The following is a 16897-nucleotide window of genomic DNA, read 5'->3' on the forward strand; positions in this document are numbered from 1 at the left end:
AAGTCCCGCTCGCACAGGAAGCGGGACTTTTTTATTTAAATTGTTCATTTAAAATGCTGTCTTCCAGCACTGAAAGCGGCTCTCCGTACACACGTTCAATATGAGCTGCTCCCCAATCACAAAGCGCATTCAGAATTCTTTCGAGCGACTGTCCGTATTCACTTAATTCATATTCCACTTTAGGCGGTACTTGCTCATACACAATTCGGTTAATCACCCCATCACTTTCAAGCTCTCTCAGCTGTTGTGTAAGCATTTTTTGTGTGATGTTTGGCATGAGCCGCTTCAATTCACTCGTGCGTTTTTTTCCATGTGTTAAATGACATAAAATCACGCACTTCCACTTCCCGCCAATGACCTCAAGGGTCGCTTCCACTGAGATATTATATTTTTTCTTTTCCATCAAATCCTCACTCCTCTTTGTGCGAACAGGCACTTTTTAGTACCTATATTACAAAAAAGTACGTACTTTTTTTTTCGTCATCTATGTTAGATAATAACTCTTGCCGATCGGCTTCGTCTATCAAAATGTCATCATAGAAGGATGTGAACACTTATTCATGAAGAAAAAGCAAAACCACTTTGCCCTTCTCGCACTAGCCATTAGTGCTTTTGCTATAGGAACCACTGAGTTCATTAGTGTCGGTCTTTTGCCGATGATTTCAGAGGACTTTGGAGTGAGCGTCAGCCAGGCGGGCTGGACCGTCTCTTTATATGCACTTGGTGTGACATTCGGCGCGCCTATTTTGACTTCTCTGACTTCAACGATGAAAAGAAAGACATTGCTATTGCTCATTATGCTCGTCTTTTTGATTGGAAATACACTAGCCACGATTGCTCCGACTTTTTCAGTGCTATTAATCGGACGGGTCATTTCAGCCTTATCCCATGGAATCTTTATGTCCATCGGCTCTACGATTGCTGCAAGCCTTGTAGTGAAAGAAAAACGGGCAAGTGCGATTGCCTTTATGTTCACTGGATTAACAGTTGCTACTGTGACGGGCGTGCCATTTGGGACATTTCTTGGCCATGAGCTCGGCTGGCGGACGTCATTTGGTGTGATTGTCATCATTGGTCTGATCGCACTGATATCCAACTATTTTCTTGTTCCATCTCAATTAAAGCAAGGCGTGAAAACATCATTTAAGGATCAAGCTGTCTTATTAAAAACAAAAAGAATCTTGCTTCTATTTGTCATTACAGCAACAGGATACGGAGGAACCTTTGTCGTCTTTACGTATTTATCCCCTCTCTTACAGCATGTGACAGGTCTTGCGCCTGGGGCGGTGGCCTTGATCCTGCTTTTATACGGGATCACGATCGCAGCCGGAAATGTCATTGGCGGAAAGGCTGCTAATGAGCAGCCAATGAAAGCACTGATTTACATGTTTATCATCCAAAGCATCATTTTGTTTACCCTTAGCTTGACTGCTGGATTCACGGTGCTAGGCATTGGAACCGTCATGCTGATGGGACTGTTTGCTTTCATGAATGTTCCTGGATTGCAAGTAGCTGTCGTTGACTTTGCAGAAAGATACACACCAGGAGCAGTCGACGTCGCTTCCGCTATGAATATCGCTGCCTTTAATGCCGGTATCGCCATCGGCTCATTTTTAGGCGGCATCGTGACAGATACTCTTGGGCTTGTGCATACAGGCTGGGTCGGCGGCATCATGGTCCTTATCGCAGCAATTCTCACGATGATTAGTTTTCGAATGGAACAACAAGAACAAAATCAAACCATCTAAAGGAGTTTTCAATATGAACCATTTACAAAGTACAAAAACATTAAACAATGGGATCCACATGCCAGGATTTGGTCTTGGTGTATTCAAGGTTGAAGATGGCGCAGAATTAATAGACGCCGTCAAAACAGCCATTCAATTAGGCTATCGCAGTATTGATACAGCGGCTATTTATGGCAATGAGGAAGAGGTTGGACGAGGCATACAAATTAGTCTAGCAGAAACAGGACTTCGCCGCGAAGACCTCTTTGTGACATCAAAAGTGTGGAATGCCGATTTAGGATATGAATCCACCCTACAAGCATATGAGGAAAGCTTGAAAAAACTTCAGCTTGACTACCTTGATCTATATTTAATCCATTGGCCGGTTGAAGGAAAATATAAAGACGCTTGGCGTGCGCTTGAAACCTTGTATCGTGAAGGAAAGGTCAGAGCCATTGGTGTGAGCAACTTCCAGCCGCATCATCTAGACGAACTATTAAAAGATGCAGACATCATACCAGCTATTAATCAAGTGGAGTTTCACCCAAAACTGACGCAGGAAACACTCTTTACGTATTTGAACACACATGGCATTCAAATGGAAGCTTGGTCACCGCTAATGCAGGGGGAACTGCTTCATCATCCGGTGATCAAAGAGCTCTCGGACACATACGGCAAAACACCTGCTCAAATTATTTTGCGCTGGGATGTGCAAAAAGGCGTCATCACCATTCCAAAATCAACGAAAGCCCATCGTTTAAAAGAAAATGCAGACATATTTGATTTTGCCTTATCTGATGAGGATATGAAGCGCCTTTCTGACTTAAATGAAAACAAACGTATCGGTCCAGACCCAGACAACTTTGACTTTTAATAAAAACACCCCCGCTTTTTAACTGTGCGGGGGTGTTTATGTTGATCATTTTGATTTTTTAAAGGAAGCTTCATATTCTTCTATGATTTTATGACCACCGTTTGATTTCCACTTCTCTACATCTTTCTTAAATTGATCTTCACTGATGTCTCCAAGAATGAACTTATAGGTCGCATCATCGATGATTTTTTTCAATTCGTTTCCTCGCTCTGAGGCTGTTTCTGAATACAGGCTTTCAGCAGGATTGGCGACGATGATGTTTTGATTGTCTTCTTCTAGCTCTTCATATTTTGTACGAACCGCATCTCCTTTATTTTTCAAGTAACGTTTATCAATTCCTACTAGACTGACAAGCGGCTGTACGTCTGTCTGCCAGCTTTTCACTTGGCTTTCTTCTCTGACAAATGTATTCCCTTCTTCTTTCTTATAATGCTCGCCATCAATACCGTACGTCATGAGACCATATACATCTTCTTCTGCAATGCGGTCAAAGAAGGCCAAAATCCGTTTTAATTCTGCCTCTGATTTCACGCTTGTTTTAGGGAATGCAAAGATGCCATTATGACCACCTGATGCCCACACACGTTCTTTACCATCTGGGCCTTTGATTCGGTTGATGATATCTACTTCCATGTTTTTATCTGTCGCGTCATCTCTCAAGTTCACTGCGTCTACCATATTCCCAACATAGATCCCTGCTTTTCCTTGTGAGAATAATTCCTGCTGCTGTGTTTTGCTTGTAACAGGGAAGTCTTTGTTGATATAGCCATTGTCACGCAGTTTCTTCATGTATTTCATTGTATTCATGTACTCATCTGTCATGAAGTCTGGCGTGAATTTGCCGTTTTCTTCTTTCCAGTCTGTCGGCATTCCCTCATATGAACCGAGTGTTTTAAATGCCCCATAAATCAAATCGTTCCGATCCGTAAAGCCAATTGTATCCGCTTTTCCGTTTTGATTCGGATCTTTTTCAGTAAAAGCTTTAGCTACCTCATAAAGATCATCCAATGTTTTTGGTGTATCCAAATTTAAATTTTCAAGCCAATCCTTTCGAATGACAATTCCTTGTCTTGAAAGTGGTCTCTCTCTATAAATGCCATAAAGCTTACCGTCTATAGAGGCGTTTTTATTAATCAGTTCGTTCATCTTACTTAAATTTGGATAATCCTTTAAATACGGACCGACTTCCCAGAACATGCCTGATCTGAACGCATTAATAGCAGACGAATTCTTAATGTCTTGAATCGTGACAATCTGCGGCAGATTCCCTGCGGCAAGTGCGGAATTTAAACGGTCTTCCTTCACGGCATCAGGCACCCATGTAATATCAAGCTCTGTATTTGTGAGCTTCTCAATCTCTTTTATGACGGAATCCTTCGGCGGCTGCTGATGATACAAAATAGCCATCCAGGTCAGCTTTACCTTTTTATCTAAATCAACCTTTTCATCTGATGAACTTGTGCCTTTGCTTGAACATGCGGATAGAATACCGCTTGCTGCAAATAACAGGACAAACGCAATCAACCATAATTTCTTTCTCCCCATAAGATCCCTCCGTTGTTCCATCTTTTTAACCTTTTACAGAACCTAGTAATGCCCCTTTGTTAAAATGCTTTTGAATAAATGGATAGACAAGCAGAACTGGAATGGTCGCTACCACAATGACAGCCATTTTAATCGTTTGGTCTGGCGGTGGTGTGGATGATCCCATATCCGACATATCTCCCTGCATTCCGCTTGAGACAATGACAATCTGCCTTAGCAGCACCTGAATCGGCCATTTCACTGAATCATTTAAATACAGGATGGCGGTCATGTACGTATTCCAATACGTCACGGCATAAAAAAGTGAAATGGTCGCAATAGCTGGCAAAGAAAGTGGCAGCACAATTTTAAAGAAAATCCCTAAATCGTTACAGCCATCCATCTTCGCTGATTCCTCAAGGCTTGCCGGGATGTTTTGAAAGAAGTTTTTCAAAATGATCAAATTGAACGCATTGATCGCAACCGGTAGAATAAGTGACCAATAGGTATCAAGCAGACCAAGTGTTTTCACCACAATAAACGTCGGAATCATACCTCCACTAAACAACATCGTGAAGACAACGAGAAACATCAATGTTCTCCGGCCTTTTAGCTCCTGACGAGACAGCCCATATGCCATGAGTGAGGACAAAAACATGCTGACAGCTGTTCCAACGAGCGTCACAAGAATGGACACAATGAGGCTACGATACACAATATCCGTAGAGAAAATATATCGATAGGCCTCTAAAGAAAACGTGGTCGGGAACAAGATAAACTTCTTCGTGATGACCTCTTCTACTGTAGCAAAAGAGGCTGCAATGACATGGATGAACGGAAGCACACATATTAATGCGAACATGAGTAGAAAAGAGTAATTAAATAAGTTGAACAATCGGCCTTTAATAGAACGATCTATGTTCATCACGCCCTTTCTTTGAAAGCGTTATCATTTCGTCCGAAAATAAGCTGCAGCCTGTGACGATATCGTGATTAAAATGTAACAAACGGGGGAAGAAAGCGTCTATAATCATCTTGACAGACCAACTGGATGGATCATGTCAATCGTGCTTTTATGCTCATGAAACAAAAGAATAAGATCATCAGCTAATGACATGATTATGCCCTATGCCTGATCATTTTCTTCTAGGATTTCCGTCGTATTCACATCAGGTCTGTAGCCTAACTCCTGCTTTATTTTTTCCGTAGACCAGGGCTTTTCTTCGTTTTCTGATACGGCATAATATGTCCCAAAGGGGACGGTCGTTTCAATCGCTGCCTTTGTCATCCCTATAAGATCTTCATGTGACAGAAGTGTTCGTTTCGTTCTTCGTTTCTTGTGTAATGCCTCCATCTCATCCGTTACAACCGTTCCAATCCGTAAATTGATAACAGACATCCCCGTTTGATCGTGGAACAAACGGCCTAGCTGTTCTGAAGCAAATTTTAAAATACCATAGACATTTTTAGTCGCTGGCACATCGTCTGTTGTAATATTTCGCCCTAGTAAGGAGCGGCCATCCTCTTCATAACGATCGGTCACATGATTGCTGCTTGCAAAAATGACTTTTCGTATGCCGAGACGTGCAGCTGACCGAAACATATAATAGGAGCTCCTCCAAAAAATATCATTCATTTTTTCAAACTCCTCAAGATTCATCACATCATGCGTCATATCCATGTTTAAAAGGTGCATGATGACATCTGTATCTCTCGGAATCGCCTCATATAATTCCTGTTCATTCGCTGCATCTGCTAAAATGGCTCCTTTTACACAACTCGTTTGATCAATGATGGTGATCTCGTACTCAGAAGAGAGCGCTTTTGTTAATATACGGCCTATCACACCGCATCCGCCAATGATCGTGATCTTTTTCATCTGTTTCCTCCTTTCTATTGACGTAGTATGTCCAAGCCTTTATGGGTTACAGCCATTTTTTCAAAAATCGAGTGGCCTCGTGACGCATAGCGGCTGTTTCAAAATGACCTGCATGAAGACCAACAAGCTGATACCGTTCTTTCAATGAAGCAGTTTGATAGGTTTGGCTCAATCCCTTTTGAATGCGTGCGACGCCTTCAGCAGGCGTGAGTGGATCAAGTTTTCCCACTAAGCTTAAATGCGGCCTTGGAAAAATCATTTCCTGAATTTCAGCTGCTGTAAAGTGCTTTGCTAAGCTTGGTACATAGTAATAATAGCCATGCCTGTCTAAATTGTTCGTTTCAATTAATGTGTGGTGATCGACCTGTGCGCAAAGATCAATACACACACTGACCCTCTCATCAAGCGCAGCAGTCCACCAGGAAAGAAGCCCTCCCATTGACATTCCAAAAACAGCTAACCGGTCCGGCAGCACATCAGATCGAGACAGCACATAATCAATCGCACACATGCTTTCATACAGCATCATGCCCCACATCACTTTTCCTGTTAAAAGCATCTCCTTAAAAATTTCACTTTCTGTTCTTCCTCTTCTCTCACCAAACCCTGCATGATCGATAGCCAGGACACTATAGCCTTTTGATGTGAACTCTTTCGCATATGAAGGCGCTTGCAAATAATGAGCACCTTTGATCAGCTCTTCCTTCCCATCCACGTAGTTCCCGCCATGAGAGTGCTGGAACAGCACAACAGGTCTTTTTTTCACCGTATCCTTTGGCTTTACAAAATAAGCGGGCACTTCCTCTACACCATGAATCGAAAGAATGAGTGTTTCGACTACATACGATTCACGTTCCTCGATCTTTAACGTATATGCCTCCACGCGATGGCGTTCTGGCATTTCTCCTAACAGACTGAGCAGTTGTTCACGTTTGCTTTCCTTTTCCATTGACGTCACTCCTCATTTTCTTGATCACCTGTTAAAATACGAGGTCGATGAAGTAATCACCTTGTTTTCGACAAAATTATGTCCCGGGAAATAAAGAACACCCACCGGTTCATACCGATGGGTGTCATCATTAGTTCGCAACAATATTGACAAGCTTCCCAGGAACCGCAATCACTTTGCGAATGGTTTTCCCTTCAAGCTGTTCTTTTACGCGTGCATCATTTTTCGCAAGCTCTTCTAACTGTTCTTTTGTTGCATCAGCAGGAACGGTTAATTTTGCTTTCACTTTTCCATTCAACTGTACGACAATTTCTACTTCATCGTCGACAAGCTTTGACTCGTCATATTGCGGCCATGCTTCATAAGAAATAGACCCTTCATGACCAAGTTTATTCCAAAGCTCTTCCGCTAAATGCGGTGCAATTGGAGAAAGAAGTTTCACAAAGCCTTCTGCATATTCTTTCGGCAGTGTATCAGCCTTGTAGGCATCATTGATAAACACCATTAATTGTGAGATCCCTGTATTGAAGCGCAGGCCTTCATAATGGTCCGTTACCTTCATCACGGTTTCATGATAGCTGCGTTCTAATGCGCCTCCAGTTTGCTCCGTCACTTTATCACTGATTGTGCCATCTTCATTTGTGAATAGACGCCATACACGATCAAGGAAACGGCGAGCACCATCAAGTCCTGTTTCAGACCAAGCGATTGATGCATCTAAAGGTCCCATGAACATTTCATAAAGTCGTAATGTATCCGCACCATGAGATTCTACGATATCATCTGGATTGACAACGTTCCCTTTTGATTTACTCATTTTTTCATTATTTTCTCCAAGAATCATTCCTTGGTTGAACAATTTCATGAAAGGTTCTTTTGTAGGAACAACACCAATATCATACAAGAACTTATGCCAGAAGCGCGCATATAGAAGATGCAGTACAGCATGTTCTGCTCCGCCGATATATACATCAACAGGAAGCCATTTCTTTAGCTTCTCAGGAGATGCAAGCTTTTCTGAGTTATGCGGGTCAATATAACGTAAGAAATACCAGCAGCTGCCTGCCCATTGCGGCATTGTATTGGTTTCACGGCGTCCTTTTTTACCTGTTACAGGATCTACAACCTCAACCCACTCTTTGATATTGGCTAAAGGTGATTCACCTGTACCACTTGGCTTAATCTCAGTGGTTTTAGGCAAAATCAGTGGAAGCTCTTCCTCTGAAACGGCTGAAGAAGTTCCGTCCTCCCAATGAATAATTGGAATTGGCTCACCCCAGTAACGCTGGCGGCTAAATAGCCAGTCTCTTAAACGATAGGTGACTTTCTTTTCGCCTTTTTGATGTTCTTCAAGCCATGCAATGGCTTTTTCAATCGCTTCTTCTTTTCCTAATCCATTGAGGAAATCAGAGTTAATGTGTTTTCCATCACCTGTGTAAGCTTCTTTTTCAATGTCTCCGCCTTCTACAACTTCCTTGATTGGAAGATCAAATGTTTTGGCGAATTCATAGTCACGCTCATCATGGGCAGGTACCGCCATAATCGCGCCTGTTCCATAAGTAGCCAGCACGTAATCTGCAATCCAGATCGGCATCTTTTCACCATTTAATGGATTGATGGCATAAGCGCCTGTGAAAATACCCGTCTTCGTTTTTGCAAGATCTGTCCGCTCTAAGTCGCTCTTTGATTGAATTTCTTTGATATATGCTTCGACCGCTTCTTTTTGAGCAGCTGTTGTAATTTTTTCAACAAGTGCATGTTCTGGTGCAAGTACCGCATATGTTGCACCAAATAATGTATCCGGACGCGTTGTGAAAACAGTAAACTGTTCGTCATGTCCTTCTACTTCGAAATGAACGTGTGCACCTTCTGAACGTCCGATCCAGTTACGCTGCATATCTTTGATGCTTTCAGGCCAATCAATGTCTTCTAAATCTTCTAACAGCCTGTCCGCATATGCCGTAATCTTCAGCATCCATTGCTTCATCGGACGTCTTTCAACTGGATGCCCTCCGCGTTCACTTTTTCCATCAATGACTTCTTCATTTGCAAGAACTGTACCGAGCGCCGGGCACCAGTTCACTGGTACTTCATCGATATACGCCAATCCCTTTTCGTACAATTTCAAGAAAATCCATTGTGTCCATTTATAATAATTCGGATCAGTCGTGTTGATTTCTCGATCCCAATCATATGAGAATCCTAGTGATTGAATTTGGCGGCGGAAGTTATTGATGTTCTCTTCTGTAAAGACCGCTGGATCATTCCCTGTATCTAGTGCATACTGTTCTGCTGGAAGACCAAATGCGTCCCATCCCATTGGATGAAGAACATCATATCCCTGCATACGTTTCATGCGTGATAAAATATCCGTTGCTGTGTAGCCCTCAGGGTGCCCGACATGAAGCCCTGCTCCTGATGGGTATGGAAACATATCAAGCGCATAGAACTTTGGTTTATCTTCCGAGTCAGATGTGGCGAATGTTTTATGTGTCAGCCAATAATCCTGCCACTTCTTTTCAATTTCCCGATGCTGAAAACTCAATGTGAAAACCTCCTTTAATATGTACGGCTGTATCTGCTCAGATGACCACTGCAAGAATTCAGATTTTTCTAAAATCAACAAAAAACCCTCATCCCTGGAAAGGGACGAGAGATTTTTTGGTTCCCGCGGTACCACCCTTGTTAGCGTCACTTTCTGTTTGTACGCTCACTTAATATCTTTAACGCAGACATGCGACAGAAGCTTTAACGCAACTGCAACTCTGAGGCGAGTTCAGAAGCAGATTTGATTGACTTTCACCAGCCGTCAATTCTCTAAAGACAAATACTGCTTTCCTACTACTCCTCTTCACTGTTCTTATCGTAACCGTCATCTAAGTAGTATTTTATAGAATTATGATCATAAGTGCAAGCAGGTTTGTATACAATGGGAATGTACCCTAGATCAGGGTAAAGTAGAGGATATTATTCGTGTGGAGATCGGTTATGACGGTTGGAGTCTGCATCCTGTGAACGCTGTTCTCTTACAAAATCAAAGCTTCGCAGAACTGCTTCTCCTCCGTAACCTGAAATAATTGATAAGATGACCAAGTGCAGACTAGAATCGGGATTTGAGGATAAGACAAGCAGTGTAGCGGCAATCATCCCAACGAGCCAATCTTCAATAAACCCTAAATAAATAAACTTTTTTGTCATTCTGGGCTTCTCTAGCCTGCCTTTTTTCTTTACGTGACCGAGAATGCCCATGACCCCTCCAATGGCGCAAGCAATAATGACTTGTTGCAGCATTTTCATCACCTTCCTAAAGCCCTTAGAATAGTAAAGCGACTTCAGGCTGTCCAGCCCCCTGTAATGCCATTCTGCTGTTCCGTCATAATCCATGTAAAAGGTCTATTCTCTCTAACGAAGAAAAAAAGCTTGTTTCTTCCATTATATGTGAATGACCCAAAAACAATCTTGATGCATTGGAATCATTTTTGCCTAATCCATATTAACTATTTTTGTCATTTTATGAATTATGAGCAATTGATTCCTTCTTTTTCTAAAGAAAAGTCTCCTTACTTACTATATTCTAATGGAGGACAAACTATGATGACAAATTTAACAAAGCCATTGCAATCATTGAAACAGAACATATGTTATGTTACTTTAGTAAGGAATACCTTTGGTTGAAAAAACAGCCATTTGATATGTCTGCTAGTAGCAGCAAAGGAGGGTAATATGGTCAGCTCGAACATCTTCGGCTTGCAAAAACAGCTTGAACTCATAAAAAAAGCGCTAGATCATGCGCGGATCGGAGTTGTCATTACAGACCCTTCTTTAGAGGATAACCCTATCATTTATGTGAACCATGGCTTTACACACATGACTGGATACAAACCAGATGAGATTCTTGGGCGTAATTGTCGATTCCTTCAAGGAAAAGACACAGATCAAGAGCAGCTTGATTTAATACGTCATGGAATACAGAATAAAATACCTATTACCACACAGCTAAAAAATTATAAAAAAGACGGTACTTTTTTTTGGAATGAACTCAATATAGATCCTCTATACATTGAACAAGATGATAAAACATTTTTCATTGGCTTTCAAAAGGATATTACGAAACAGAAAGAATATGAACAACTCCTAGAAGATTCCTTACAGGAAGTCACCTCTCTTTCGACGCCAATCGTCCCAATCAAAAATGGTGTATCTGCTCTACCACTCATTGGAAAACTATCTGAAGAACGCTTTGATGCCATTGTTGCGAAGTTAACTTGTATATTAGATGATTCAAAGGATGATTATTTAATTGTCGATCTTTCTGGCTTAATCGATGTCGATGATTCCGTTGCAGGACGCATTTTCAAGCTGCATCATCTTCTCAGTTTAACTGGAACCGAACTGATCATCACAGGGATCAAACCGCAGCTTGCGATGAAAATGAAAGACTTGGATACAGATTTCCAGGATACGATCACATATTTGACGGTTAAGGAAGCAATCAAAGGATTAACATTAGCTGAAAACCCTGTGTAAACAGGGTTTTTTTAGTTAAACCGACCCTAAAAATGGAAAAATGAGGTATGATAGGAGTAAATAAAGATTTAGGGGGGCTTCTAGATGATGATGTTACTCATCATAGGTCTTTTATGTGTTTGTTTCGCCATAGGATATGCCGTCAATTTCTTATTACTCAAACACCAGAACGAGCATATCTTTTCAAAGAAACTATTTTATCCTTTTTTGATCTTCGGTCTCGTCTTTTCCATTATGTCATTACCGTTTGCTGCCACAGATGCACCGAAGGCACAAGCAGATCCATCTTCAGAACAGCTGTTAAAGGATCAAAAGCAGCTCACATCTGACATAACGCGCTTAAAAGCTGATAAAGAGGAGCTTACCGCCTCTTTAGAGGACGCAACAAAGGATAGAGAAAAACTAACTAAAAAGCTAGAAACCATCACCTCAGAAAAAGAAACAGTCAAAAAGCAAGAAAAGACCATTCAAGCGCTTGAAGAGAAAATAGACAAGCTTGCCTCGAGCAACGAAACACTCAAAAAAGAGAACAAGAAAAGCAGCAGCGATACGAAGTCTTCCACTGTTCAGCGCTCCGCTCCTAAAGATGAAGGAAAAAGTACAGGCGGTCATGAATCGCAGAAGGAAACAAAAAAAGAATCAGCTGCCTGTAACATCAAAGGAAGTGTCAACGGTATTTATCACACACCGAGCAGCAGATACTACTCTAGAACCAAAAATGTAACCAAATTGTTTTGCTCCGTAGAAGAGGCAGAACGTGCAGGGTACCGGGCACCTAAGCAATAGCCATGTGTCACAAAAAAAGAACCTCCTGTCAGCCCAATCGGGTGTCTTAGGAGGTTCTTTTTTTAGATTTCTCTTCTTAATGCTGCTAATACATTCGTTTTTGTTGCTTTACGTGCTGGGTTAAGCCCTGAAAGGATCGCTACCCCTGCGCTAATCACTGTTGCTGTGATCACAAGGCTGAGCGGAATATAGGAGAAGGTGATCGAGAATTGATCGCTTGACCCTCCCTCTGACATGGACGACAAAATGGCTGGAATGATTAAATTGACGGCGAAACTAATGATATATGAGATGATAATACCGATGATCGACCCAATCACCCCAATATAAGCACTTTCCATGAGGAACATTCGCTTGATAATCGATGGATTAGCACCAATGGCTTTCATAATCCCAATCTCTTGTGTTCGCTCTGTTACTGCCATTGTCATCGTATTAAAAATACCAATTGCAGAAATAATGACTGCGATACAGCCGACAAAAATGAGTCCAATTTTGAAGACAGTAAAGAACATATCCATACCTTCGAGCTGATTCGTCACAGAGATGACTTGGTAGCCCTCATCTGTCAGCTTATTCGTGAGTGCACCGACATTGTCGAATTTATCTGCATAGACAGAGGTCATTTTCTCGACATTTCCTGCTTCAGGAGATAGATCAAGTATTTGACCAAATTCCTTTTCATACGCATTCGGAATGAGAATTTTATGATCCTGCTGCCACTCCAAATTTGGCTTTTTCATGACTCCTACTACACGGAAATCAAATGTTTTTTCTTTGACGACTTCATTTTCTTCGTTGAGTTTTGGTACCTTGATTTGAATCACTTTATTTAAAATATCTTTCGTGTAGCCTTTTGGCTCTTTTGGTTCTTCTTCACCGTTTGACGTTTGATTTAATTCTTTTTCATAGGCTTTGCGCTCTTTTTTTGTCCACAGTTGTTCTGCCATATGGTACCCAACCACAATTTCGTTTGCTGATGTTGGGACTTTCCCTCTGTCTAGTTCAAGCCCTGCTTCTTTTTCCTCTTTCATATCGGTCAGAGCAGCCTGCGTTTCACTTGAGCGGTCATCGAGCTCGACGTTTACCGATGGAACGAGAGACGTTCTTGAGACGACAGATTTCACATGATCATATTTCTTTAAATCATCTACCTTGACGGCACCTTTTTCCTTGCCTAACACTTTCACTTCTGTGATGATTTGCTGTTTCATGATTTCATCTTGCGCCGATTTTTGCAAACCAAAACCGACAGATGCTAGAACGATTAAGAAAGAGCATGCCATTGTCGTCGCAAGAATGGTCATAAACACACGCAATCTATTTTTCTTCATGTTTCTTCTAATGAATTTGACCTGATCTCTAAATTTCAATGGTCTGTTCCCCTTTCTTTAATACACCATCATGAAGCTGGAACGTTGTATCTGCGATTGAAGCGACTTCATCGTCATGTGTAATGATGACAAACGTGATTCCTTTTTCACGATTGAGCTGCTGGATAAATGCTAAGATTTCTCCTTCGGTTTCTGAATCTAGACTGCCTGTTGGTTCATCCGCTAAAATAATAGATGGATTTAAAATCAAGGCTCTTGCAATACTCACACGCTGCTGCTGCCCGCCGGACAACTCATTCGGGTAATGCCCTGCATGATGTTCTAGACCTACTCGTTTCAGCATTTCTTTTACTTTCGTCTTTCGTTCAGACGGCTTTACACCTTTTAAAGTGAGCGGAAGTTCAACATTTTCATACGTCGTTAAGCTCCCGATCAATTGAAAGCTTTGAAAGATAAAGCCAAAGTGATCTAAGCGGAAGTCCGCCCATTCTTTTTCATTAAAGCCGGTCACATCGGTACCATCAATGACAATTTGTCCGCTCGTTGGCGTAATATATCCTGAAATTAAGTTCAATAAGGTAGATTTCCCCGAACCACTTCGTCCCACAATACAAGCAATGTCGCCTCTTTTGATGGATAGGTCAATCCCTTTCAGCACAGGAATTTCATTCTCTCTGCCCTTTTTACCAATTTTAAACACATGATCTAACGCTTGAACCTGAATCATCTCTACTCCCCTACTCTCTGTTTATCTTTTTCGATATATTAAGAAATAACTCGTTAGTGCGCCTACAGCACCGCCGATTATCATGCCAGCGATATAACCAAACATGGAATTGTCTGAGGAGAATCCACCCCAGCCAAAACCTAAAACACCAAAAGCAATGACCATAATTTGAATAGGCCGATCCATTTTTGGGTAAAGGAAAAAACGGCCACTTCGTTCAATTGGATGTTTGATGAAGCTAAACAAACCAATGAAATAAAATAAAATCATCATGACAATTGGTACGATGAATTCTTCACCGCTGAACCAAATCGTATATTCATACTGATTAAATTCAGCTATATAAGTGATTGGAGAAATTGCCAAGATAATATGATTAAGCCACTGATCAACCCACTCCCCATTTGTTCTCAATATAAATTCTAAATGAACCAATGGTAGACCAATTAGTAAAAAAGGTAAAATGGCTGTACTGAATGCAACGATTGCTTGGGCAATTGCACTTCCTGTTAAAGTGCCTGCTGCAAAAAACAGGGCATATATCATCAAGGATGACACCAAAGCATATAAATACATACTGTTAAATCCAGGTGTCTCAACAGGTTTGATGCCTAATATAAGTAAGTAAGTTAAGGCATATGAGAATGCATGAATGAGTGCAATGATCCCGGCACCCAAGAAAAATTTTGTCTGATAGATGGTACTTCTACTAAAAGGCAAGGCTAAGGTGAAATCCATTTGCCCTTTATTTCTCTCAAAGCCAAGCTGAATTATGGCAAAAAGGATTCCCATTAACCATGAAAGAGCGAGAAAAGCATCTTTCTTAAAACTATAGGAAAAATGTGATGTATCCAAAATACATGTGGGATCCTTTAAACATGTTTGAAAGGATGAATATCCCATTAGGAGGGATAAGGGCGTCGCAAGCGCCGCAACCAGCATCACTAAAATAAATGTCAGCTCTGATTGCTTCCACTCCTTATATAATAATTGCCGCTTTACCATCTCCGTTTCCCTCCAAACTTTGCAATGAATACTTCTTCTAAATTCACAGGCAGTTCATGCCATACTTTTGGCTGCAGCGACTTCAAGTACTCTTTAGCCTCTACATCGGTTTTAAGAACAAGCGCTGTATAAAAAATGCCCGCTTGATCTAATATAGCAACGCCATTTTTCCGTATACTCAAGTTCATATCTTCTTCAAAAGCCATCTGTATTTTGACATAATCATTCTTTAACTCATCTAGATCCATGACACTTGTAAGCTGATTTCCTTCTAAAAACCCGATTCGGTTACACATACGCTCAATATCCTCTAATCGGTGCGATGTAATGAGAATCGATGTTTCACGTTCCGCTACCTCGTCGATCATGAGCTGAAGAACATCATTTCTTGTGACGGCATCAATTCCATCTGTCGGTTCATCTAACAAAATCACCGCTGGCTTGATCGCAAAGCTTAGAATTAATGACAGCTGTTTTTTTAACCCTGTCGATAGTTCACGATATTTCACTTTTTCCGGAATTTCATAGCGGTTCACAAGCTCATTGGCATATGTCACGTCAAACTTCGGATAAATATGCTTTAACAGCTGGACAAGCTGTCCGTAATTGTATCTGTCAAAGTAGGGATTTACGACTGGCATATACACAATATTTTGCTTCACTAACGGGTGGTCTTTCACAAGCACGTCTTTAAAATAAATCTCTCCTTCATCTGGAAGAAGAATTTGCTGAATCAAGCGGAGAAGTGTTGTTTTTCCTGAGCCATTCCTGCCAAGCAGACCGAAGATCTCACCTTCGCCTATTTTGAAGGAAACGTTACTGAGTACTTCACGTCCATTTAATGTCTTTGATACATTTCTAACCTCAATCAACTTGTTTTCCTCCCTCAAGACTTGAGCCGATCTCTTCTATCCATTCCTTCAGTTGTTGAATATCAATACCGGCATAATGAGCTTCTATGATGAGTTGTTTTAATTGCTCCTTCATCTCCAACACCTTCCCTTCATTCAGCTTTAACTGAGCCCCTTCTGTTACATACGTACCGCGGCCTCTTAGTGTTTCAATAATCCCTTCCCGCTCAAGCTCTTTATATGCTTTACTGACGGTGTTTGGGTTGGCGATGATAATGGTGGCGAGCTCTCTGACAGAGGGCAGTTTGTCACCAGGTTTCATTACACCTTTTAGACATAAAATTTTGAGTTGCTCAATGATTTGTTCATATAATGGCGCAGCGCTTCGTGGATCTATTTGAATCATGATGGCTCCCTCTTTCCTCATTCATGCTTTTGCAGTCCTATCGCTTGTTCATGCCCTTGCATTAAAGGGATTGAATTAGGTATCAAATCTTTTTGAACTTCAAAACCAATGAAAACGAGAACGAAAAAAAATGTACATGCTAACGCAACAGCCAGCACCATCCACTTCAAATTGATTGGTTTTTTTTCTTTTTTCATGGTTGAACACCTTTCTTCACTTTTTAAGTGTCTTTAGTGTATTAGTTGTTGTAGTACACTTAACACAATAAATACACTCAGCCAAAAAGTCAATAGCCTTTTAAAAAATAA

17 protein-coding genes and 1 other annotated feature are annotated in these 16897 nt (G+C 41.2%); of the genes, 4 read left to right on the forward strand and 13 right to left on the reverse strand.

Translation table 11 applies throughout. The features are described from left to right. Positions 1-31 precede the first annotated feature (31 nt). Positions 32-403 (reverse strand): winged helix-turn-helix transcriptional regulator, encoded by a 372-nt coding sequence (locus C6Y01_RS09195; protein WP_003217763.1) that lies wholly within the window; start codon positions 401-403, stop codon positions 32-34. A gap of 157 nt (positions 404-560) precedes the next feature. Between C6Y01_RS09195 and C6Y01_RS09200 the strand changes: the two genes are divergently transcribed. Then, complete coding sequence (locus C6Y01_RS09200; protein ID WP_034665544.1) at positions 561-1748, forward strand: MFS transporter; 1188 nt, start codon at positions 561-563, stop codon at positions 1746-1748. Between the two features lie 13 nt (positions 1749-1761). After that, positions 1762-2601 carry an aldo/keto reductase gene (locus C6Y01_RS09205; RefSeq protein ID WP_106038082.1) on the forward strand — a complete coding sequence of 280 codons (840 nt, stop codon included), beginning with the start codon at positions 1762-1764 and terminating at the stop codon, positions 2599-2601. Between the two features lie 45 nt (positions 2602-2646). Here the strand turns inward: C6Y01_RS09205 and C6Y01_RS09210 are convergent, their stop codons facing one another. The 6 genes from C6Y01_RS09210 to C6Y01_RS09235 all read right to left on the reverse strand — a co-directional run bounded on the left by C6Y01_RS09210 (position 2647) and on the right by C6Y01_RS09235 (position 10250). Then, complete coding sequence (locus C6Y01_RS09210; RefSeq protein ID WP_106031931.1) at positions 2647-4146, reverse strand: extracellular solute-binding protein; 1500 nt, start codon at positions 4144-4146, stop codon at positions 2647-2649. A 25-nt stretch (positions 4147-4171) separates the two neighbouring features. After that, complete coding sequence (locus tag C6Y01_RS09215; protein WP_087976618.1) at positions 4172-5032, reverse strand: carbohydrate ABC transporter permease; 861 nt, start codon at positions 5030-5032, stop codon at positions 4172-4174. Positions 5033-5251: 219 nt separating this feature from the next. Next, the gene (locus tag C6Y01_RS09220; protein WP_034665411.1) at positions 5252-6004 is read right to left on the reverse strand and encodes an NAD-dependent epimerase/dehydratase family protein; all 753 of its coding nucleotides are present in this window, start codon (positions 6002-6004) and stop codon (positions 5252-5254) included. A 46-nt stretch (positions 6005-6050) separates the two neighbouring features. Further along, positions 6051-6953 carry a dienelactone hydrolase family protein gene (locus C6Y01_RS09225; protein WP_034665408.1) on the reverse strand — a complete coding sequence of 301 codons (903 nt, stop codon included), beginning with the start codon at positions 6951-6953 and terminating at the stop codon, positions 6051-6053. 130 nt (positions 6954-7083) lie between these two features. Continuing rightward, complete coding sequence (leuS, locus tag C6Y01_RS09230) at positions 7084-9498, reverse strand: leucine--tRNA ligase (RefSeq protein WP_034665405.1); 2415 nt, start codon at positions 9496-9498, stop codon at positions 7084-7086. Between the two features lie 97 nt (positions 9499-9595). Continuing rightward, positions 9596-9817 (reverse strand) — a binding site (T-box leader). A 103-nt stretch (positions 9818-9920) separates the two neighbouring features. Next, complete coding sequence (locus tag C6Y01_RS09235; protein WP_223249904.1) at positions 9921-10250, reverse strand: DUF4257 domain-containing protein; 330 nt, start codon at positions 10248-10250, stop codon at positions 9921-9923. A gap of 426 nt (positions 10251-10676) precedes the next feature. Between C6Y01_RS09235 and ytvA the strand changes: the two genes are divergently transcribed. Both ytvA and C6Y01_RS09245 read left to right on the forward strand, forming a co-directional pair. After that, positions 10677-11480: a YtvA family blue-light photoreceptor gene (gene ytvA, locus C6Y01_RS09240; protein ID WP_034665400.1), complete on the forward strand. Its 804-nt coding sequence runs from the start codon at positions 10677-10679 to the stop codon at positions 11478-11480. An 84-nt stretch (positions 11481-11564) separates the two neighbouring features. Continuing rightward, on the forward strand, positions 11565-12266 hold the full coding sequence (locus C6Y01_RS09245) for a coiled-coil domain-containing protein (RefSeq protein WP_106038083.1): 702 nt from the start codon (positions 11565-11567) through the stop codon (positions 12264-12266). A 62-nt stretch (positions 12267-12328) separates the two neighbouring features. Here the strand turns inward: C6Y01_RS09245 and C6Y01_RS09250 are convergent, their stop codons facing one another. Genes C6Y01_RS09250 through C6Y01_RS09275 form a run of 6 tightly spaced genes read right to left on the reverse strand, consistent with a single transcriptional unit; the run spans position 12329 to position 16786 of the window. After that, positions 12329-13639 carry an ABC transporter permease gene (locus C6Y01_RS09250; protein WP_034665395.1) on the reverse strand — a complete coding sequence of 437 codons (1311 nt, stop codon included), beginning with the start codon at positions 13637-13639 and terminating at the stop codon, positions 12329-12331. Beyond that, positions 13629-14327 (reverse strand): ABC transporter ATP-binding protein, encoded by a 699-nt coding sequence (locus tag C6Y01_RS09255; RefSeq protein ID WP_066030519.1) that lies wholly within the window; start codon positions 14325-14327, stop codon positions 13629-13631. Before C6Y01_RS09255 ends, C6Y01_RS09250 begins: the two co-directional genes overlap by 11 nt. A gap of 21 nt (positions 14328-14348) precedes the next feature. After that, positions 14349-15332, reverse strand: a complete 984-nt coding sequence (locus C6Y01_RS09260; RefSeq protein WP_034665391.1) for an ABC-2 transporter permease — start codon at positions 15330-15332, stop codon at positions 14349-14351. Beyond that, complete coding sequence (locus C6Y01_RS09265; protein WP_003217564.1) at positions 15326-16204, reverse strand: ATP-binding cassette domain-containing protein; 879 nt, start codon at positions 16202-16204, stop codon at positions 15326-15328. Before C6Y01_RS09265 ends, C6Y01_RS09260 begins: the two co-directional genes overlap by 7 nt. Then, positions 16197-16589: a GntR family transcriptional regulator gene (locus tag C6Y01_RS09270; protein ID WP_034665384.1), complete on the reverse strand. Its 393-nt coding sequence runs from the start codon at positions 16587-16589 to the stop codon at positions 16197-16199. Before C6Y01_RS09270 ends, C6Y01_RS09265 begins: the two co-directional genes overlap by 8 nt. A 17-nt stretch (positions 16590-16606) precedes the next feature. Then, positions 16607-16786: a hypothetical protein gene (locus C6Y01_RS09275; RefSeq protein ID WP_034665379.1), complete on the reverse strand. Its 180-nt coding sequence runs from the start codon at positions 16784-16786 to the stop codon at positions 16607-16609. Positions 16787-16897: the final 111 nt, after the last annotated feature.

The organism is Bacillus sp. NMCC46, from assembly GCF_002998465.1.
In the GTDB taxonomy this organism is placed as follows: Bacteria; Bacillota; Bacilli; order Bacillales; family Bacillaceae; genus Bacillus.